Origin of the sequence: Actinomyces sp. (assembly GCF_030530635.1) — a bacterium.
Taxonomy (GTDB): domain Bacteria; phylum Actinomycetota; class Actinomycetes; order Actinomycetales; family Actinomycetaceae; genus Actinomyces.
This window is the reverse complement of record NZ_JAUMUL010000047.1, coordinates 1-20,696: the sequence shown is the minus strand read 5'-3', so window position 1 is coordinate 20,696 and position 20,696 is coordinate 1. Positions and strand designations below refer to the sequence as shown.

Genomic DNA, 20,696 nt, shown 5'->3' with positions numbered 1-20,696 from the left:
CCGATTGGGCTCTACCAGGCGGTGTGCCCCCGCGACCGGGGTGCGGGGGGAAGAGACTCAGCGCCCGCCGGGACCGGCAATGGCGTCCACCGGGGCCACCGCGCCGCCCAGCGCGACCACGTCGTCCAGGGCCGAGGCGACCACCTCCGGCGTGGCCTTCCACGCCCGGATCACCAGGTCGACCGGCACCGTCGGCAGTCCCGCCATCCGCAGCACCACCACCGCGCTGGGCCGGTTGGTGGTCCCCGGATCAGGGCTGTCTGACACGGCCTGGAATCCCGCCATCCTCGGAGCGGGACGCAGCCGCTGCGGCTGCACCGTCTCGGGCAGCAGGTCGAAGAGCAGCCGGCGTTGAGTTGCTCGGCGCCCCTCCTTGGTGCCGTCGTCCTGGGCGCGCACCAGGCTGAGGTCGACGGCGAAGATCTGGTGGCCGCCCGCGCCCACGTGCAGCAGGCGCGCCAGCGAGGTGCCCCGTTCGGTGCGGCGCAACTCCTCCAGCAGGTTCTCGAAGGCGGAACGCCACTGGGGGCCGGTCATGTCCAGCAGTCGGCTACGGGCCTGCGCCTCCGTGCGCGCCCAGCCCGGCGGGGGGAACTCTGGGATGACGACCCAGCAATCGGGATCCGGGATGACGGCGATCTGCATTGTGCTACTCCTTTAATAGGCCTGTGCAATATAGCTGATTGCGCAAGCCCTATGCTGTGCTTGTGTCAACCTCCGCCCCCGCTTCGCTCCCGGCCTCCCCGGTTCGGCGCGTGCTGGCCGGATGCATCGACATCGCGGTGATCGCGGTAACCGGGGTCCTGGTGCCGTTGCCGCCCGCGGGGCGCCTGACCGTGGGGGTGACTGTGTCCTTGCTGATGATGGCGCTCCAGGGGGCCACCGGGGCCAGCCCGGGACAGGTGCTGGCCTCGGTGCGGCTGCGGCGCGCCGTCAGGCCCACGCAGGCTCCGGGCCGCGCGGCGGCCGGGCGCGCGGCCCTGTTCGCCTTGGCGGCCCTGCCGACATTCGGGATTCTTCCGCTGGTGATGGTTGCGGGTGTCGACGACGGCGGTTGGCGACGCACCTGGTATGACCGCATGGCGGGGACGGTGGTCGTGGCCAAGGAACGGGGAATGAGTACTGTGCAGCTGGTGGCGGTCAGCGGCCGGATGGTGACGGTGAGGGAACTTGCCGTGCTCGGTCGCGCACCGGATCCGGTGCCGGGCTGCGCCGACCGGCTGCTGCCCGTGTTTCTGGACGACCCGTCGGTGTCGCGGACGCATGCGCTGGTGGAGCCGCTGCGGGAGGGCGTCAGGGTCACCGACCTGAACTCCACCAATGGCACTCATGCCGAGGACGCGGACGGCGTCCACCGGCTGGCTCCCGGTCAGGCGCGGACCGTGGAGCGGGGACGTCGCCTCTACTTCGGTGATGCCGAATGTCTGGTGCGGTGACGTCTTGGCTCGTTTGGTTGAACATTCCCTCCCGCATCCGGTACGCATTCGATTCCGTCTCGCGTGCATCCGGGGGTGGACCCGCCTATGCTGCGGGAGTCGTGGTTCGTATGCTGCCCGGGGGCTTGGCTGCAGACTCTGTAGCTCATACGGGCCGGGGCGGATTTCATTCGTGAGACACTCGCGGTGGTGCAGCGCCGTCGGCGTGGCGCCATCAAGAACCGGTTTAAGGAGATACTTGTGACCGAAGCGCACGGCAATCAGTGGGAGGCCCGGTGGGCCGAAGGCACCTGGACTGCGGCCGTTACCCCCCGGGGGGTGCTGCTGCTGCCCAGGGAGGTTCCTGAGGACCTGGTGAACCAGTTGTGGCGGCTCCTGCGCTCCCCGGAGGGCAGCCTGACCGCCATCCTCGACCGCCTGGTGATGGGGGCCGGTGGGCAGCTGTCTCGTATCCCCGACTTCGCCCTTGTACTCACCGGTGACACGGGCACCCACCTGGCCCTGCGCGGGTCTCCGTCCCTGAGGATCGATGGGGAGCCCCTTGACGCCACCTCCGTATCGACCTGGATGGAGGCCTTCCTGCCCGGCAGTCCCGCCGTGGTCCTGGCCGCACCCGAACCGGCCGGAGACGTGCTGCGTCCGGCCGTTGACGCCGTGGTGAGGGCCGCACTCCTGCAGCTGGGAGACGTGGACGGGGCGGCGGGGCCGGCGCCCGCGGAGGTGCCCGCGCAGACGTCCGAGCCGGTTGCCGAGCAGTCGGTGCCGGTTCCGGAAGCGGCACCGACATCCGCTGCGGCGCGGGTTCGGGCGCTTGAGCCGGTCGAGCCGGTCGCTGAGAAGCCGGCGGCGATCCCCGAGCCGGTCGTCCAGCGCCCGGTGCCGGTCCCTGAACTGGAGCCGGTAGCGAGTCCCGCGGAGACCGGCGACGCCGATGCGAGTGGTACCGCACAGGTAACGGAGGCCGTACCCGAGGCGACTGCCGTTGCAGAGACTGACTCCGTCCCGCAGGACCAGGACTCCCCGGCATCGGCCGCGCAGTCGGAGGAGCGTCCCGGCGATCACGACGGCTGGACTGTTGCCGACCTTCCGGCTGATCTGGTGGAGGAACTCGGAGCCATGCTGCCGACTTCTTCCGAGGAGGCCGTCGAGTCCTCCGGGGTGGAGCAGGCGGCCCAGACCCAGGTACCGGATACCGAGGTCACCCGTATGGCCCTGTCCGTCATCTGCCCCTCCGGCCACGCGAATCCCACCAACTACGTCACCTGCCGGGAGTGCGGTGCGGAACTGACCCAGCCCGCCCGCATCATCCCCTGCCCGCCGCTGGGGACCGTGCGGGTCTCCTCCGGCGGCGAGGTGCTCCTGGACCGTCCGGTACTGGTCGGCCGTGAGCCCTCGGCCGAGGGCGTTGCCGAGCTGGATGCGGCCGCCCCGGCACTGATAACCGTGCCCAGCCCCGAGCGGGTCATCTCCCGCAACCACCTGCTCATCCGGCTGGATGAGTGGTCGGTGCTGGCGCGCAGCCTTTCCGCCAGCAACGGCACGGTGCTGCGCCGCGACGGAGTGTCCCCGATGCGCATGTCCTCCACCGAGCCGGTGCTGTTGCGCAGTGGAGACATCCTCGACCTGGGTGATGGGCAGTCACTCCTGCTGGAGGATCTTCCGTGAGCGCCGACCGCGAGGACACTCCGCCGTTGATCCCGGGCTTCACGTATCTGCGCGACCTGGGCGCCGGCGGCTACTCGCGGGTTTACCTCTATGAGCAGCACATGCCGCAGCGCGAGGTCGCGGTCAAGGTGATGAACTGCGGAGTGGGGGGCGGCCCCGCCTCCCGCTTCGAGTCCGAGGCCAACCTCATGGCGCGAGTGTCCTCGCACCCGGCGATCCTGTCGATTTACGGTGCGGGCACCGCCGCGGATGACCGGCTGTTCCTGGTGATGGAGTACTGCCCGCCGCCGCAGCTGTCCACGGTGCTGCATCGCAGTCCGCTCAGCGTCGCCGAGGCACTGAGCACGACCATTCAGATCGCCGGCGCGGTCGAATCCGCTCACCGGGTCGGCATCGTGCACCGTGACATCAAACCCGCGAACATCCTGTTTACCGCCTACCGCCGCCCGGTGCTGTCGGACTTCGGCATCTCCGCCATGAGCGGCCCCAGGGATGAGACCGACGAACTGCGGGGCATGAGCGTGCCGTGGGCGCCGCCGGAGCAACTGGTGGGATCTCACACGGCCGAACCCGCCTCCGACGTCTACTCCCTGGCCGCGACGACCTACGCCATGCTTACCGGCCGCAGCCCGTTCGAGATCCCGGACGCATCGGACTCCGTGTACGAGATGTCGCGTCGGATCATCAAGAACCCGCTGCCGCCGCTGGGACGTCAGGACGCGCCCCCGTCCCTGTACCGGGTGCTGAACGTGGCCATGTCCAAGGACCCGGCCCGTCGCTACCCCTCCGCCCTGGCGTTCGCGCGCGCCCTCCAACAAGTCGAGGCGGAGTTGGATCTGCCGATGACGGCCGTCGATCTATTCCATGACGCGGGCGAGCCCGATTACGTAGGGCGGGCCGGTGACGGTCTGACCGATGACTCGAACGCCACCCGGCTGGGGGTCTTCGAATCGGTGGCGGAACCCGTGTCTCATCCGGCGGTAAGCGTTACGGACGGCACTGCGGAGGCCGACACCGGTACCCCGCGGTCGCGTGCGCTCATCGGGGTGCTGGCGGTGCTCGTCACCGTGGCTGCGGTAGCCGCCGCCGTCATCACCTCGCGCGTCTCCCAGCAGAATCGGCCGGTGGCCACCTTCGCAACGCATGCTCCCGCAAACAGCGCGAACCCGCTCGGGTCGTCCGTGGCTCCGCCGCGTGATCTGGCCGGCTCGGTGTCCGAGGACGGGGAGACGGTGACATTCACCTGGGAGGCGCCGGAGGCCGACTGGGGCGGCAGCTTCCTGTTCCGTGAGGACGTGGCCGGAGAGAGCGGCTCCGATCTGCAGGCCACCAGGGCCACCACCGCACAAATACCTGCGCGCGCGGGAAAAACCTGTATCGAGGTCTATGCCGTGCGCTCGGACGGCAGAACCTCGGCGGCCGCCTCGGCGTGCGTGAACATGACGGCGTCGGAGGGCTGAGCCCCGCACGCCCTGCGCTCAGGTGCGCGCTCGGCCGCACTGCTGCCGTGCGGTGCGCGAGGCGGTCACTCCTCGATCCGGAAGGACGCGCGGCCCAGGATGAGCACCGATCCCACCGGTGCGGGAACCGGCATCTCGGGCCGAGCAGACGACGGCTCGGCGCCGTCGCCCTGTGATACGCGGGTGCCGTTGGTGGAGTGCAGATCCGTCACCCACAGTCCCCCGGGCACCGGGGCGACCGCGGCATGAGTCTTCGAGATCGAACGACTCACGTCGGGCACGGCGACACGGGCCGCATCGGGGTACTCGGAGATGTTCTGCGGGTCCCGTCCCAGCACGGTGGGCATGGTCAGCTCGATCGGATCTCCGCCGTCGGTCGGTACCAGGCGGATGCGGATCTCAGCGGTATCGGGCTTGCGGTGGGAGGTGGCGCGACGCCTCCGGGTCGGGGCGTCGGTGCGCTTGCGTCTCGGCGCGGCGGTCCGGGAGCGGGAAACGGCAGACGGTGCACCAGGCAGCTGGTCGTCCGCGCCGAAGACTGCCGGTGCATCGTCAGTGGTGGAGTCCAGTGGAGTGGGAACCGCCGCCCAGGGGACCGAGTCGATGACGGCCGATCTGGCATCAGAAGAAGGGGTTATGGTTCTAGTGGTATCCACGGTTCTGCTTACCTCGTTGAGCGGAGTGCCGGAACTGGTGAATGAGAAGCGGCCGTCGGAGAACGGGCTGTGCCCGGTGGTGTCGACTGAGGCGGCATCCGGTCCGGGCCGGAGGGGCGAAGGCGTCGGGGAACGGGACACGGTGACGGCCTTGATGCCGGTGAGACGATCGTGCCAGCCCCGCCCCTCGGGGTCCGTGGCGACCGTGCGTATCAGCACGATTGCCCCGATCCCGAACGTGGGCACGATGCAGATGAAGGTGAGATCCGCATGCAGGAACAACTCGCTCTTCGGGGGCTGGCCGGTGCGGGTTGAGAGCAGGCGCACCCCGGCGACTCTCCCACCCAGGGTCCAGCCGGTTGCCGCCAGCACGAGTTCACGCACCGCCACCACGATCACGAGGGCAACCGCCAGTGAAACGGACACGTCCCGAACTCCGAGAAGGCTGCCCGCGACAGCCAGTACCAGGCAGGCGAGGGCGCCGCCGGCCAGGTCGATCAGACCCGCGTACACCCGCGCCCTGGCCGTGGCAGGCACGGTGATGGCGGGAGTGCCCATGGGAGCGGTGTCGGTCGGGTCCGGGGGGGCGGAGGGCGTGCCCACGGAGCGATAGTTCGGGCTGCGGGATACCGGAGTGGTCGTCACGAGTCTGTCTTCCTAGGAATGGGGCGTTGCCGTAGCTGCCCGAGTGCTGAATGACGCAATGATCGCAGTGACAGGCGGGCAAGAGCACGCCGCCAGCGCGGATGCTCGGAGGCCATCACCACGGTGATCGCGTCAACGGACTCCCAGATTCTATTCAGATCGTATGTTGACGGTTCACCTGCGGCGAAGACCTGGGCGTCGATCGCGCGCGCGAAGCGGGGCAAGTCCGCCCGCGGGAAGCCGGTTGAAAGAATCGCCGCGGCCTCGCGTCGGGTCGCACCTGCCGGGCTTACCCGGCCCAGGTCACGAGCCTGGTCCAGAACCTCATGCCAGGCGCCAAGAGCCCGGGCGACTCCTTCACGACGTCGACGCCGGGCCCGACGCAAGGCCTTGACTGCGAGTATGGCCGCCGCCAGTGCGGCGATGCCCACCGCCACCGCCCCGGCCGCGAGCACCGCGGCGGGCGGACCGCCCCCGCGATCCTCCTCCGAGTCGTCATTGCCTTCATCCTCATAGGCGGGTGGCAGCTCGGCCGGGTCCTGCCGGGGCAACGGTGGCTGGAGCACCTGCGGCTCGGGGTTGGACACCTGGCGGGCGCTTTGCTGCTGGGGAACCTGATCCCGTTCCGGGGTGACGTCGAAGCCGACCCAGCCGACCCGTTCGAAGGCCACCTCTACCCAGGCGCTGACGTCCTCGCCGGTGACGTTGGTGGCGTCGCCGTCGATGGCCGGTTGGAAGCCGAAAACCACTCGTGCCGGAATACCCAGGGAGCGGCACATCAGCATCATGAGCACCGAGTACTGCTCGTCGTCTCCCACCAGGGAGTCGGCGGCGATCATGGCGGCCAGGCGGGCTGCGCCGTGACCCGGCTCGGAGGGGCTCTTGGTGCCGTCGGAGTAGTAGCCGGTGCGCAGCGCCTGCTGCAGGGCGCGGATTTGATCGAGGGGCTCGGACTGTGAACCGACGAGTGAACGCGCCAGCGCCTCGACGGCGGCAGGCACGTCCTGGACCGTTCCCAGGCCGACTCTGGCGACGGACGACTGTTTGAGGACGGCGTCGGAGGGGGCGGCGGGGACGACGACGCCCTCGGTCAGGACGTCTCCCGCGGCCAGTCGCGCGGTGACGATGCCGGTGGAGGAGAAGGTGTCGTAGTAGAGGGAGTCGGCGATGGCGCCGGCACGTTGACCGGAGGGGATGATGGAGTGGGTCTGGGACACGGTTGGGACCCACGGATAGTGGTAGCCGTCCAGGGTGAAGGTCACGGTCGTCTTCTCCGCTGCTGCGGCGGATGCGGCATCCCCCGTGAAGTCCTCCACCAGGGGTGTGCCCTGACCGATGTGCTGGAAGTGCGCGCCGCTGACACTCTGACTGATGCGTGCCGACAGTCCGTCGTAGGAGTCCAGTGCGGCGACGCGGATGCGGGCGTTCTCGGGCAGGCCGGAGACCGTCATGAGCTGGGTGGAGGCCAGCTCCGTCTCCAGGGCGCGTACCAGTGACAGCGGTGTGGCGTACTCGGTCAGGTCCAGCGGTGGGTTGAACAGGTCGCGCAGCACCGTGCGGGTGTGCGGGGCGGCAGGGGCTGCGGCGACCACGGCCAGCGCGATCACCACAAGGAAAACCCCCGCCCGGGCGGTGCCGCGCCGAGTGGCGGCGGCTACCCCGGAGTCCGCGTTCTCCAGGACCTGAGTGACTCGCTCACGCCGACCCCGCTGCGCGGCCAGCGCCCACACTCCCAGCACTCCGGCCACCAGCGTTGCCCCCACGAAGACGGGCATGAGTCCGTGGGCGCCGCCCCAGGCGACGCCCACGGCCGCCTCACCCAGCACCGTGAAGCCCGCCAGGTGCAGGTGCCCCCCGGCGACGGCGCGGGTGGCCAGCACCCCGGTGGCCAACCCGGTCAGCCACGGCAGTACGGTCATGGCGGGGAAGGCGGTCAGCGGCAGTGGCAGTGTCAGGGCGTCGCGCCACACGGTGATGGCGGCGGACAGGACCTGGTGCATGCCGGTCACGCCCCGCTCCACGTCCGGCAGCAGCCAGGGGGAGAGCAGCACATGCGCGGCGGCGACGACGGCGAGCGTGGGCAGGGCCGATAGGCGTGAGTGGGCCGTGGCCACGCCGATGCCGACGCCCAGGGCCACCCCGACCGCGGCCATGAGCGCCCCGACACTCGAGTCGAAGGGGATCACGAAGGGGACGGCGCCGACCAGTAGGAGCAGGGTGATCAGCGCCTGGTAGATCCAGCGTCCGGAACGGAGTGAGTTCATACGGCCCTCCGCAGCACCATGGGCAGACCCTCAAGGCGGTCCAGATCGAAGGCGGTCAGGGTGCCCAGGGCGTGGCGGCCCAGCGGGTTGGAGCCGCACCGCAGCGCGAGCGCCAGCGTATCGACCGGAGTAATGGTCCGCACCCGTCCCAGTAAGGCGTCGTCCAGGCGCTGGCCGGTGACGAGTACCAGCACGGAGGCCTCCGGGTGGCGGGCGGTGGCGTGGCCGGCCAGCTCGTCGCAGCCGTACACGGTCGGCGAGTACTCCAACACGCAGGACGCGTCCAGCAGGCGCATGGCCGTCACGGTGGGCAGAGAGGCGGACTGGGTGATGAGGGCCACTTCACGGCCGTCGGCGATGGCGCCCAGTGCCAGCGAACAGGCCACCGACACGGCGGTCTCGAAGTCCTCCTCGGTCTCGTAGTCGTCGGCCAGGAGATCCAGCAGCACCAGCAGGCTGGCCCGGTGCGTCTCCTCGAACTGACGCACCATGAGCCGGCCGGTGCGGGCCGTGGTGCGCCAGTGCACGTTGCGGCGGTCGTCGCCGGGGACGTAGTCGCGCAGGGCGTGAAAGGACACGTCCGAACTGGACAGCTCCTGGGTGACGGCGCCCTCGACGTCGCGCATGATTCCTCGCAGACTGGCATCCAGGCGGACGGTGCGCGGGTGGATGTGCACCTGCTGCGGCTCGGTGTGGGTGCGCTCGCGGCGCAGCAGCCCCACCGGGTCGGAGTTGACGGAGGCCACCGGTCCGACGGTCACCACGCAGCGGCGGGCGGTGGGCAACAGGAAGCCGCGCTCATGGGTGGCGCCCGGGCGCAGGGTGGGGACGGCGAATACGGCGTTGGCGGCGCCCACCGGCATCTCCATACGGGCCGGCAGCAGCAGGCGGCCGGTCGGGTTGTTCACGCCCAGCTGCACGATGGCGTCGTCACCGACCGTGATGCGGCGCTCCAACGGCTCATGGGTGACGGCGTGTCCGCCGCGGGGCAGCAGCCACAGCCAGGCGGTGGCTACGACGACGCCCACCACCGCGGCGGCGCTCCACGCCTCCTGCCAGCCGAGGCGGTATCCGGCCAGGGCGCACAGCCCCAGCAGAATTACGCAGGCCCAGCCGGTGCGGGTGACCATGATCCCGGCGCGCCGCAGAGCGGCCACCGGCGGCCATTCGTGCCAGTTCTCGGCCACGTGGCGGACCGCGGCGCCCACCCGGTGGGCGCCGCGCCGAACGGCGGCTGCGCCGCCACGAATCACGCCGCGGGCACCATCGGTCCCGGAGGCGGCGGTGGCCGTGCGCTCCGGGGGTGATTGGATGGCCGGTGGGGAGCTGCTCATGGGGTTTCGCTCAGCGGGTGGTGGGGGCGGGCACGTCGGCCAGGGCGCGGGTGATGACGCCGGCGGCGGTGGCGCCGGAGAACTCCGCATCCGGGTCCATGACCAGCCGGTGCGCCCACACCACCTCCGCCAGGTCCTTGACATCGTCGGGCAGCACGTAGTGGCGTCCCTGCGCGGCGGCCCACACGCGCGTGACTCGGGCCATGGCTATGGCGCCACGCGTCGACACGCCCAGCAGGGTGTCCGGCGACTCGCGGGTGGCCTCCACCAGGGCGCCGATGTAGTCCAGGATCGAGTCCTCCACATGATTCTGCGCGGCGACGTCGGACATGGAGGCGATCGCCCCGGAGGTGATCACCGTGTCCAGGCCGCGGGAGCGGTCGGGCCGGTCCGATCCGGCCAGGATGCGGGTCAGGGCCTGGCGGTCCGGGTAGCCGATGGAGGTCTTCATCAGGAATCGGTCCAGCTGGGCCTCGGGGAGCCGGTAGGTGCCGGCCTGCTCCACTGGGTTCTGGGTGGCGATCACCATGAAGGGGCGGCCGGTCTCGTGCCGGACGCCGTCGACGGTGACTGTGGACTCCTCCATGACCTCCAGGAGCGCGGACTGGGTCTTGGGGGAGGCGCGGTTGATCTCGTCGGCCAGGACCACGGAGGCGAAGACCGGGCCGGGGTGGAACTCCCAGGCGGTGGTCTTCTGGTTGTAAATGGTCACGCCGGTGATGTCCGAGGGCAGCAGGTCCGGGGTGAACTGGATGCGTGAGTGACTGCCCTGCACGCTGGCCGCCAGGGCGCGGGCCAAGGCGGTCTTGCCCGTGCCGGGCGCGTCCTCCAGTAGGAGGTGTCCCTCGGACAGCATGGTTGTCAGCGCCAGACGGATGACATCCTGCTTGCCGAGCAGGGCCGCGCCGACGTTGTCCACCACCTTGTTGAAGGTCTGGGCGAACCACGTCGCATTCTCCTGGGTCATCGGCATATGGCGGGGTGCTCCTTGGGTTGTAGGCGTGCGTAAAGTGGACTGGAATTACTCAGCAGCAGGCTAGCTTCAGATTTGCGGTTGTGGTGGGCCTGGGGGATCACGAATCACTGAGGGGTGCAGGTGAACCATGTACCGCGATCAAGCGTGTCGTGGAGTGGTCCTCGATACGGGTGGTCAAGGTCCTTCCAGGAGGGGTAGCCCGAGTAGCTGCCAGTGCTATCCGTGGTGATGGTAGTGGTGTAACGGTGGCCACTGGGCGGGTAGGTGCCATTGCAGGTCACGCTACTGTTCGGCGTATAACCTGTGAGTTCCACAGTGACGGTCCCGTTGAAAAGTCCACCACTGTAACTGCCGGGTGCCGAAGGAGGAGGTGCGGACAGGGAGACCTCGACCGGCCCGGCGGTTGCGGACTGGTGGCGGGGGTCGTCTTGATGGGCCTTTACGACCACGCGGGCCCATACCTGATAGACGCCGGGGGAGAGATTCTCGGCTTCGTCGTCAGTGGTCCAGCCATGCACTACGGCACCTGTGGCCTTGTTGCGCACCAGGTACTGGATTTCCAGCTGCCCGTTGGTCCAGCCGTTGAGCTCACCCATGGAGGCGGCCATATCGATCTCATCGTTGCCATCAGGGGTTGCCCGAAGATTGACCGGTGCTCCTGGGGTCCGGGTAATGGTGAAACTACCGTTTCCGCTGGAATTGGCAGACCCTGCCGCATTGGTCGCGGTGACGATCACATGTACGGTGTGGGAGCCCGGTCCGAGTGAGGAGGTCGACACGCTCGTAGAGGTGGATGAGCCGACGTTCATGGAGGCGGTGACAGAGCCGGTGACGTTGACCGCGTAGGTGACGGGGGAGCCGTTGGCGGCCGCGGCGGTCCAACTGATGTTCACATTGCTGCCGTCCCAGTCGACATTCGGCGTGCCCGGCGCACCGGGTGCGGCGTAGACGTTGGCCGCGCCGGATACCACCCAGTCGGAGCTGCCGAAGCCGGAGACCACTGAGCGGACTCGGACCGTGTAGCTGCCGGCGCTCAGGGAACTGAATGTTGCCGAGGTGTCGGAAACCGTCCGGCTGGAGACCACGGTGCCGCCTTGCAGCAGCTGCGCCTCGTAGACGATGCTCACCCCACTGATGGGCTTGGCCGCGCTCCAGGAGGCGGTCGCGGAGTCCTTCCCGCCGGTCAGGGACACGCCGGTGGGGGCGTCCGGGGTGACAGCCAGCGTCACCGGTGCGGAGGCGGCTGAGGGCGCGGAGTCGCCGGCCGCATTGGTGGCCACCACCTGGAAGGAGTAGGTGCCGCCGGCGTTCAACCCCGTGGCGGCGCAGGGCGAACCGGCGCAACTCCAGGAGCCGGCCCCGTTCACCTCGGTGACGGTGTAACCGGTGATGGTGGAGCCGTTGTCCGCCCCCGGCGTCCAGGACACGTTCATGGCCGTGGTCCCCGACGGGCTCGCCGTAACCCCCGTGGGTGCATCCGGCAGGGCGGTAACGGTCACGGTGACCGTGCCGGTAACGGCACGGGCGGCCGAACCGGTGGCGTCCAACACCTCATAGCCCACCACCAGGCGGCCCGCGAAGCCCGCCCCGGGGGTAATGGTCAGCGTGGTGCCGGAGGCACTCACCTCACCGGTGCCGGAGGTGACCTGCGGGGAGCCGGACAGGCTGATCGGCTGGTCGGGGAAGGGGTTGGCCACCAGTGTGGCCACGTCCACGCTCACCGGGGAGCCGTCGGATTCCAGAGTCGCCGGCGTGGTCGTCATGAGCGGCTGGGTGGACTCGGCCACCCGCAGCGGCAGTTCACCGGTCACCGGATCATTGGTGCCGTCGCCCACGGTCACCGTCAGCGTGCCGGTGGTGCCGACCTCCGTCTCGGGCTCGGCCGCCACCGATACCGTCGAACCGGCAAGCGAAGCCGTGAATCCGGCGGGGGCCGAGCCGATCGAGAAGGCCAGTGCATCGCCGTCGGCGTCCCGCGTCATGGCGGCCAGATCCGCCGTGGCAGCATCCTCCCCGGAGGCCACCGTGATCTCGGTGGGGGTGAACACCGGGGGCGTGTTCTCGGTCGACTCCACCACCACCGGCAGCGTGAGCGTGGATGACAGCGCGTCATCACCGGCGGAGTCAGTCACCGTCAGGGTGACGGAGGTCTGCCCCGTGAAGTCCGCCGTCGGCCTCAGATCCAGGCCGCTGCCACTGACGGAGGCGGAGTCCAGCCCGGTGCCTGTGCGGATTGACTCGGCGTCCGTGATCGTCGGTGTGGTGCCTGCACGCGTCAAGATGTAGTCGGCCAGGTTCACGGAGGTGGTTCTGCCCGCCGGAATGCGCACCGGGACGGCGCTCGAGTCCAGACGCGGGCGCAGGTCACTCCGGGAGGGGACGATGATGACCGCATTCCCAGTAAGGCCGTCCTGGTCGGTGATGGTGTACAGCACCAGGCGCTGCTCGTCACCGACGGTGACCCGGATCGAGGAGTCGATCACCTCGGCGCTCGTATCCGTGGTGGTGACCGCCAGATCCCAGGGCGAGCCGTCGGCATCGTAATCGTTGTCGAGCACAGGGATGGTAGCGACGCCATTGCCGTCGACCTGATCCACGGTCACGTAGTCGTCCACGCCTATCGGGCTGATCAGAGGGGCGTCAGCGAGCACATAATAGTTGATTGTTCCCACATCAACACCGCCGCGCCCATCAGACACCTTGTAGTGCGCCGTGTAGAGGTCTTCTTCGCTGGGCAGGTTCGCCACCACACGCCCGGCGCGCAGGGACAATGTCAGTTCCGGGTGGTCGCTGAGGGGTGTGCCGTCCATAATCACGGTGTCCCCATCGGCGTCGAAGTCGTTAGAGAGTACGTCGGTGACTACTGTCCGCCCTGGTTGCGCAACGATCTGATCATCTGTAGCAACGGGCGCGGTGTTGGTAGCGGGGGCGGGGGCCACCCCCACGCGTACCGTGCCGGTGGCCTGCGCACCGAAGCGGTCCTCAACAATATAGGTGAAGGTGTCGGTGCCGGACGTACCCTCAAAAGGGGTGTAGGTCAGCCAGGCACTGGAGGCCTCTACAGTGCCGGAGGCCGGGGCCTGGTCCAGCCCCACCAGCCTGACGGAGTCGCCTTCGGGGTCTATGCCATCAAGAGGAACTGCGATCTCCACCGAAGAGCCCGCGACTGCACTCGCCTCTAGGTTCTGCGGGGTCGGGGAGCCATTGGCGGCGTCGTCACGGGCGCGCACTTCAATGTCGATCTGCGCGGAGGCGGTCTGCTCGGCCGTGTCGAAGACCGTGTAGGAGACGGTGGTGCGTCCGGGGGTCTCGTCCGCTTTGAAGCGAACAAATTCTCCACTGGTCCAGGCGGTGCCCAGGTCCGAGCCTGCCATCTCAAGTTGATCTGCGACGCTCAGTGCCAGGCCGGAGGGGGAGGTGTCGTTATCCAGCACCGAAACGGAGACTACATCGCCGACGCGCACGACGGCGGAGTCAGGGCTCGCAAGCGGCACTTGCAACTCGGCGGTGGCCACCGGGACGACGGTCATATGACCAGTGGCAGTGGCGGTGCCGTTGGAGACCGTGTATTCCACCTCTACGCTCTGCCCGATAGCGCCTGCGGAGGAGACCTGCAGCAGAGAATGGTCCACCACCGTCACGGTCACGCCGGTGTCATAGGGAGCAGTCGCCGACTGCAGCACTAGAATGCCGCCAGCGGGATCGAAATCGTTGCTCAGTGGGGCCACCGTGGTGGAGCTTCCCTCGCGCAGCAGAGCGGTGTCGTTCTCCGTCACCGGGGGTACGTCCGGGTCCGAGGGCTCGACCACGTCCACACGCACGATCCCCTGGGCTACCGCCGAGCCGGAGATGACGTCATAGGTGATGTAGTACGTGCCGGCCTGCTCCGCGGAGAAGGTGAAAGTGCCGATTTGCTGGTTGACCTCCAGGTTCGTGCCCGTGGGTACTTCCTTCACACCGGCCAGGCTCAGGGGCACGCCGGTGGGGGAGACGTCATTGTCCAGCGGGGAGACTACCGTGGACGCACCGGCTACCACCCGCACATGGTCGGCGTTCGCTATCGGGGCGGTGGTCTCGGTCGACTGCACGTCCACACTGACTGTGCCGGAGGCCGTCTGCTGCCCGTCGGAGACGACGGTGGTCAGTATGCGGGTACCGGTCGTCCCTGCCGTTTCCCGCACGGTAACGGTGCCCTCATTCGTGGTGCGCACATCGAAGCCCTCACCCTGCGCGGAGACCAGGTAGAGGGTGTCGCCGTCGGGGTCGAGCCAGTTGCCGAGCACATCCAGGGAGCCGGAGGCGCCGGCCGTGATCACGAGCGTGGGGGTGGAGGTCTGCTCGGGGGCGGCGTTGACACTCCAGTCGTGCACCTCCACGTTGGCCACCGCCGAGTCTGCGCCCCCACGCCCATCGGAGGCGGTGTAGGGAATCGTGTAGGTGCCGGTGGCGTCCGCGGGCACGTCGATGCGCAGCGCCAGCCCGGACTGGGCGGTAGTCACCTGGGCGGTGCCGGCATCCCCCGCCTCGGCGGTGAGCACGTCCCCGTCCGGATCGGAGTCGTTGGCCAGCACCGGCAGCACGGTGGAGCGTCCAGGACGTACCCCCAGGGTGTCGTCATTGGCCTGGGGCGGGTGGTTCTCCTCGGTGCGGTCGGGCGGGGACTGAGCGTCGGAGGTCTCCGCGGAGTCGTCCTTGTCATCGGACTGGTCGTCGGTCTGAGAGGTGATGTCGGTCCAGTCCTCCACCTGCACCAGGTTGTCGTCCGGAAGCCACACGGTGCCATGGGTGATGTCGTTGAGGACGATGGCGTCGCGGTTCACACGGAAGACCGGTTGAGAGGAGGAGGCCAGTGCGTCGTCGCGGACAGTCTCGATGTCATCGCCGCATTGGCGCAGGAACTGCCCGGAGTCGGACCAGGCGGCGTAGGCGCAGTCGCCCAGGCGCACCGGGCGTGCGGCGATGCCAACGGCGGCCTCGCCCTCGGTGGAGGCGGGGATCGTAGTGATCGGCGAGCCGTCCAGCGGCACCGACAACAGTGCCGTGCGGGAGGCCACCAGGACGGCGTCGGCCTTGGGCCCGGGCTGCTGCAGCACCAGGCCGGTAGCCCCCAGATCCGTGGTCGAGCCGTCGGGCAGGTGCAGGACGCCGGTGCCCCGTTCGAGCACCACGGCCCGGTCGCCGACGGCCGTGATGGCCAGGTCGGTGCCATCGGTGAAGGTGATCGCCCGTGAAGAGGCGTTGTCCCAGCCGTTGGACTTGACGGGCACGGTGACCAGGGTGCCGGTCTTGGCGGAGACCGCGTGCAGGGAGCCGTCGGGGCCGGCGACGGCGACCGCCCCGGGCATGCCCTCGATCAGGGTGGGGGCAGCGGCGAGCAGGTCGACGGATTTGACCGTGGTGCCCGCGACTGTACCGGTGGAGGCGTCCACGGCGAAGACCCGGTCCGCGCCCTGCAGTACGGCGGTGCCCGTGGTCAGCTGGGAGGAGGCCGACAGGGCCACGGAGGTGGGGTCCACCGAGGCCACCGAAGAGGCGGCCAGGTCGGGGACGAGCACATGCTCTCCGCTCTGGGTGACGTCGAAGTCGGCCGAGGCGGTGCGGATGGAGCCGTCCACCTGCTTGGACGGATAGTTCAGACGCGCCACCAGGTGCTCGGTGGTGCTGGTCACCCACACGCCGCCGTCGTTCAGGGTGACATCCGCCTGCGGGACGCCGTCGTGCAGCCAGGCGGCGGTTCCCAGTGCGAGCGCGGCGACGCCCGCAAGCGCGGCGGACAGCCGCCTACGACGGCGAGGGGCGAGCCCCGGACTGCGCCGGCGGGGACGAGACGAAATATGCGGAGGCACCTGCGCTCACCTGCCGGCGGCGCCCGAGTGGGAAGCTATCTCCTGAGAGAGCACGCGTCGCAGCATACTGGAGGACGTGGTCGGGGTATAGGGCAGGTAGACGACCGTGGCGCCGACCTCCGCCATCTGCTGCTCCAGCAGGTCTCCCTTCTCCGTGCCCTCCCAGTCAGTGCCCTTGAACAGGATGTCGAAGGGCTCGCGCTGCCAGGCCAGACGCTTGTCCTGATCGAAGTCGGGTACGACGGCGTCGACTACCCGCAGCGCCGCCACCAGGGCCATGCGCTCGTCCTGAGGGACGATCGGGGGACGACCCTTCATGCGCTGCAGGGACTCATCGGTGGCGACGCCGGCGATCAGACGGTCGCAACGGGTGGCCGCGGCGGTGAGGATATTGAGGTGTCCGATGTGCAGCATGTCGAAGCCGCCCGGCACGTATCCGGTGATCATCAGTATGCTCCCTTACCGCCGATGACGGCCTTGAAGGTTGACAGGAAGATGCTGGCGTCAAGACGTGCACCCCGGTTCTCAACGTAGTGGCGGTCAAGTGCGACCGTCGAGTCCCAGGACAGGTCCGAACGTCCCGACACCTGCCACAGGCCGGTCAGCCCGGGTTTGACCAGGAGGCGGCGGCGCGCCTCGTCGTCGTACTCGGCGACCTCGCTGGGCAGCGCCGGGCGGGGGCCCACCAGGCTCATGTCCCCGCGCACCACGTTAATCAGTTGCGGGAGCTCATCAATGGATGTGCGGCGAATAATGCGGCCCACACGGGTAATGCGCGGATCCGCACGGTCCTTGAACAGGACTTTGTTTCCGGCGTCACCACCGGCGTTCACAACGGCGGCCCTGCGGGCGTCGGCGTCGGTGTACATGGAGCGCAGCTTCCACAGCGTGAAGTGCCTGCCCGACAGGCCCACGCGCGTCTGGGAGTAGAAGGCCGGGCCGGGGGAGTCCAGGCGGATGGCCGCGGCCGCCACCGCCAGCACTGGGAAGGCGATGGCCAGCAGCGCCGTGCCGGCTACCCGATCGAAGACGTCTTTGAGGAACAGACGTGTACGGCGCAGACTAACGTCGATCAGACCCGTCCAGCCGTGGGTCACCGGCAGGCCCCGCATACGGCTTGGGACCACGTCCTGCAGCCCGGGCGCCACCACCAGCCTGGCGCCGGTGCCGGTCAGTCCGCGCATCAGCACCACCAGGTCCTCCGGGCACACGCCGCCCATGGTCATCACTACGTCGATGTGCTCGTCCCGGACCACTGTGGAGACAGCCTCCGGGCTGCCCAGGCGGGAAGCGGCATGGCATTTGTTGGTGGAGGAGGACAAGTAGCCCACAACCAGGAAGCCGTCGCCGGGGTGGCTGCGCAGATCGCGCAGAATCGGCTCGGCGCCGGGCCCCATCACGATCAGCGTGCGGCGCAGACCGTGTCCTTCCATCCGTCGTGCGCGCAGCCAGCCGCTCTCCATCATGCGGCCGCCTAGTGCCAGTGACAGCTGGACGGCCAACGGCGCCAGCACGGCCTCGGTGGAAAGGGACGGGGTAAGGATCTGCCCCAGCAGTACGGCTGCCGGTGCCACCGCGAGGGCCGCCAGAAACGTGCGGCCTCCGCCGGAACGGGCCTGGTCCACCACATCAACACCGAGCCCTCCGGCCGCCCAAGTGAGTGCCACCATCAGCAGACCGATGGTGGCGACCAGCAGTAGCTGCGGCGGTCCCCAGTTCAGGCAGATCCAGCCGACCCAGACGGGCAGGGCGACTGCGTTCAGGTCACTGAGCATCACCCACATCAGCAGGTCCTGACGCATGGTCGGCCAGGCGGTGAACAGTGGCGACGCCAGAGACGGCATGATCTTCTCTGTGGCGGAAGAGCGTTCCTGCTGCCCACGGACGGGCGGCACAGAAGAGACAAGCGGCGAGATGGCCAAGAACAACTCCAGATTGGAATGGTGAGCGGATAGTGTCGGTTGTATAAGGTCGTATGTGAATAAATAAACGCTGCGGTGAATGGATGTCGCAGTGTGTTGCGCGACAAGTGGTGGTGCTTGTCGGGTTATCTGCGATCGAAGCAGAACTTACTACTGTTTTACGGGCTGTGGGGGAAAATGTGAACAGGTCCACGTGTCTGATCCTCGGCGGGTGTGTCGGTGTTACGTACCAGTCTTGGCGATGTCGTCCGTGCCTGGCCCGAAAGTGTTGAAATCGCACTGAATAGTTGTGGTTCTCGGGTGTCTGTGCGGAAGGTCTGCTCGCCGGGCGGGCGTCTACTGGGGCGTCTTTCGAAGTGGCCATTCGGTAAATATTGAACGTTTCAAGTTTGCAAGAGAGGTTCCCATCTTGGGCGGAGTCTAATTTGTGATATCTGACGATGATTCGTTATGGATTGTGGTTCGGTAAGGAAGTTGAAGAGGGAGGTGTGTCGTGCCGTTTGGCTGGCTATTCGGCTCTTCTGGTTTGTGGGTGCGGTGGTGGGTGCTGGTGTATCTGCCTTTGCGTAGGTGTGGTGGTGGGGTCTGGACCTGGATTGCATTCAGGCTGAGCCGACGTATGGGGTCGCTGCCGGGGGGCTGGTGTTTCGGGAGGACGGGAGGGTGTGGGGTCGCGGGGGCTGGGCAACGGCTTTGGGTGGCGGGGCGAGGGGGCGGCGGCGTCCTGGTGCCCGGGGCCGGGGCCGGGGGTCGTCTGCTACGCCGGTTCGACCTCTACTACTCCGGTTGGGTGTTTGCTGAAGGGCTGCGCGGCCTTCAGTAAAGGTCGAACCGGAGTAGCAAACACCGAAGGGGCGTACCCAACGCCCCCCACAATCCCACGGCCTCGGCAGCCCCAAGACCACGGCGCCGCGCAGCCCCGCAGGCCCGGTGCCCGTTACCTTGTGTGTGGTTCCGGGTGGTCCGGGGTCGGGTCAGCCGCTTTCGGCATGATGTTTTGTCCCTGTCGTTTGATGATCCGGGGGCGAAAGTCGCCGGTGGTGGCGGGCGGATGGGAGGCGCTGATTAGGGGAACGGATCGCTTGACGCGAGTCTTTTCGTAGGCGTGGTTGTGGGGTCACCTGTCTGACCGGCTGCCCCACCAAGGCAGGAGAGAGGCGCGTGGGAAGATGGATATCGAGGATGTGGAGGTCTTCGTCGGTATCGGGCGTGGGCAAGGCCGAGCACTGGGCCACGGCCCTGACCGGCGACGGGAAGAAGCTGTTCGACAAGGCCCTGCCCAACAGCGAGGACCGGCTGCACGAGGTCTACGAGCAGCTGATGGAGCACGGCCGGTGCGTGGGCTGGGGGTCGCGGTGGCGGCCGCTGTGTCCCACGGCCGGGTCTGGCCGGGGACGGCCCGGGGTCTTTCCGGCAGTGTCGACGAACCAAGACTTCGTAGTCGGTTCTGGGCCCGCTTTACGGCCGCAGCACGCCGGCCCGGTCAGGCGCCAGAAGACACCAGCCGATGGTGCGCTGGTCGCAAGATGCGGCCACCGCCCAAAAGCACGCCAGAACTGCCACCCCCAACAACCCCGAACTGTCACCGATATCCTGAGACATAATAGGTACGTACCGTCGCCGTTCATGTCGAAGCGTCGGTGCCAAGTGCCGAACCGCCCACCAAACGTACGAACCGTCCACCCCGCGACACCACCCACGCCACCGCCCCGCCATGGCCTGCGCGCCAGAGCCCACTCCGGAGGATGTCCTCGGGTATGGGAGGACGCGTTCGGGTGTGGGATAGGTCTCCCTCGGGTCGACCAGTACGTACCACCAGCCACACCCCAAACCGGAAGAGCCCGATTGCGGGGGCGGGAAGGGACCCTGAGAGGGAGTCTGAGAGGGTGAGGGGATGGGTGTCTGACGGGTGGTGTCGTCGGGTCGGTGCAATCGGGCCGGCGTGGTGCGACTCGAAGGCTTCGAACGGGGATGGCGCGCCGGTTGCGTAGCGGGTGATCAATCCGTGTGGGTGGCCGCGGCGTCGCGCAGGGTGGGGTTCGGGGTCATTGCGCGCAGCCCGTTCCAGGCGAGGTTGACCATGTGGGCAGCCACATCCTCCTTGCTCATGGTCTGGTTCTCCAGCCACCACTGTGAGGGCATGGCCACAATACCGACGAGCATCTGTGCGTACAGCGGGGCAGTGCGTGGGTCGAGTCCGTGTGCGGAGAACTGGGTGGCCAGCAGCCCGGACACCTGGATCGCCACATCGGCCAGCAGCGTGGAGTAAGTGCCTGAACTGTGGGTGTTGGTGGCGGACAGGATGCGGAAGCCGTCGGAGGAGTCCTCAATGTAGGTCAGCAGGGCCAGCGCTGCCCGCTCAACGATCACGGAGGCGGAGGTTGAGGACTTCAGCGCCTGTGTGATGGTGGTGGAGACGGTGGTTAGCTCGCGGTCGACGATGACGGCGTACAGGCCCTCCTTGCCGCCGAAGTGCTCGTAGACCACGGGCT

At 68.3% G+C, this 20,696-nt stretch carries 12 protein-coding genes; 3 read left to right on the top strand and 9 right to left on the bottom strand.

Going from position 1 to position 20,696, the window contains the following annotated elements; all coding sequences use genetic code 11:
• Nucleotides 1-57: 57 nt before the first annotated feature.
• Nucleotides 58-645 (bottom strand): hypothetical protein, encoded by a 588-nt coding sequence (locus Q4A20_RS10745; protein WP_303122838.1) that lies wholly within the window; start codon nucleotides 643-645, stop codon nucleotides 58-60.
• 62 nt (nucleotides 646-707) lie between these two features.
• Here Q4A20_RS10745 and Q4A20_RS10740 point away from each other — a divergent pair, with 62 nt between their 5' ends.
• The 3 genes from Q4A20_RS10740 to Q4A20_RS10730 all read left to right on the top strand — a co-directional run bounded on the left by Q4A20_RS10740 (nucleotide 708) and on the right by Q4A20_RS10730 (nucleotide 4,561).
• Nucleotides 708-1,436, top strand: a complete 729-nt coding sequence (locus Q4A20_RS10740) for an FHA domain-containing protein (RefSeq protein WP_303122836.1) — start codon at nucleotides 708-710, stop codon at nucleotides 1,434-1,436.
• A 240-nt stretch (nucleotides 1,437-1,676) separates the two neighbouring features.
• Nucleotides 1,677-3,101 (top strand): FHA domain-containing protein, encoded by a 1,425-nt coding sequence (locus Q4A20_RS10735; protein WP_303122834.1) that lies wholly within the window; start codon nucleotides 1,677-1,679, stop codon nucleotides 3,099-3,101.
• Nucleotides 3,098-4,561 carry a serine/threonine-protein kinase gene (locus Q4A20_RS10730; protein ID WP_303122832.1) on the top strand — a complete coding sequence of 488 codons (1,464 nt, stop codon included), beginning with the start codon at nucleotides 3,098-3,100 and terminating at the stop codon, nucleotides 4,559-4,561. The genes Q4A20_RS10735 and Q4A20_RS10730 overlap by 4 nt, the downstream gene beginning before the upstream one ends.
• Before the next feature lie 65 nt (nucleotides 4,562-4,626).
• Here the strand turns inward: Q4A20_RS10730 and Q4A20_RS10725 are convergent, their stop codons facing one another.
• The 8 genes from Q4A20_RS10725 to Q4A20_RS10690 form a co-directional block, all read right to left on the bottom strand.
• Nucleotides 4,627-5,862 carry an RDD family protein gene (locus tag Q4A20_RS10725; RefSeq protein ID WP_303122830.1) on the bottom strand — a complete coding sequence of 412 codons (1,236 nt, stop codon included), beginning with the start codon at nucleotides 5,860-5,862 and terminating at the stop codon, nucleotides 4,627-4,629.
• Nucleotides 5,859-8,126, bottom strand: a complete 2,268-nt coding sequence (locus Q4A20_RS10720) for a transglutaminase family protein (RefSeq protein ID WP_303122828.1) — start codon at nucleotides 8,124-8,126, stop codon at nucleotides 5,859-5,861. Before Q4A20_RS10720 ends, Q4A20_RS10725 begins: the two co-directional genes overlap by 4 nt.
• Complete coding sequence (locus tag Q4A20_RS10715) at nucleotides 8,123-9,460, bottom strand: DUF58 domain-containing protein (protein ID WP_303122826.1); 1,338 nt, start codon at nucleotides 9,458-9,460, stop codon at nucleotides 8,123-8,125. The genes Q4A20_RS10720 and Q4A20_RS10715 overlap by 4 nt, the downstream gene beginning before the upstream one ends.
• Before the next feature lie 10 nt (nucleotides 9,461-9,470).
• Nucleotides 9,471-10,433: a MoxR family ATPase gene (locus Q4A20_RS10710; RefSeq protein ID WP_303122825.1), complete on the bottom strand. Its 963-nt coding sequence runs from the start codon at nucleotides 10,431-10,433 to the stop codon at nucleotides 9,471-9,473.
• A 107-nt stretch (nucleotides 10,434-10,540) separates the two neighbouring features.
• Nucleotides 10,541-16,282 (bottom strand): Ig-like domain-containing protein, encoded by a 5,742-nt coding sequence (locus Q4A20_RS10705; protein WP_303122824.1) that lies wholly within the window; start codon nucleotides 16,280-16,282, stop codon nucleotides 10,541-10,543.
• A 6-nt stretch (nucleotides 16,283-16,288) separates the two neighbouring features.
• Complete coding sequence (locus Q4A20_RS10700; protein ID WP_303122822.1) at nucleotides 16,289-16,729, bottom strand: adenylyltransferase/cytidyltransferase family protein; 441 nt, start codon at nucleotides 16,727-16,729, stop codon at nucleotides 16,289-16,291.
• On the bottom strand, nucleotides 16,729-18,126 hold the full coding sequence (locus Q4A20_RS10695; protein ID WP_303122820.1) for a sugar transferase: 1,398 nt from the start codon (nucleotides 18,124-18,126) through the stop codon (nucleotides 16,729-16,731). The genes Q4A20_RS10700 and Q4A20_RS10695 overlap by 1 nt, the downstream gene beginning before the upstream one ends.
• Nucleotides 18,127-20,202: 2,076 nt before the next feature.
• The coding region (locus Q4A20_RS10690) for a TetR/AcrR family transcriptional regulator (RefSeq protein WP_303122818.1) at nucleotides 20,203-20,696 on the bottom strand (494 nt) is incomplete at its 5' end.